Genomic DNA, 242 nt, shown 5'->3' with positions numbered 1-242 from the left:
ATGTCATCTTCGGCGATGTCGCCCGGTAATATTGCCGAGAGCGAATCCGCCCCTTTCACCACGTCAGTTAACGTTGTCAGATGTCCCAGTTCTTCTTCCAGCAGGTCGACTTCCCCGGCCTTCAGGCGCGAAAGGATAATTCGTCGCGGCGACTGACTGCGACTCTGCTCATCTTGCGGTTCACTTTTGGCAACCACACTTAATCGGGTCACTGCGGATGGCGTTTCGCCTTTCGCTTCTAA

Annotated in this window: 1 protein-coding gene; it reads right to left on the bottom strand. The window is 54.5% G+C overall.

Annotated elements, in window-relative coordinates; all coding sequences use genetic code 11:
- Positions 1-242, bottom strand: a 242-nt coding sequence (locus tag R0J87_RS23935; protein WP_498889527.1) for a hypothetical protein, incomplete at both ends; no start/stop codon positions are given.

It is taken from the genome of Halomonas sp. SIMBA_159 (assembly GCF_046536035.1).
Classification (GTDB): domain Bacteria; phylum Pseudomonadota; class Gammaproteobacteria; order Pseudomonadales; family Halomonadaceae; genus Vreelandella; species Vreelandella venusta_A.
This window is presented reverse-complemented; position numbering and strand designations above follow the sequence as displayed.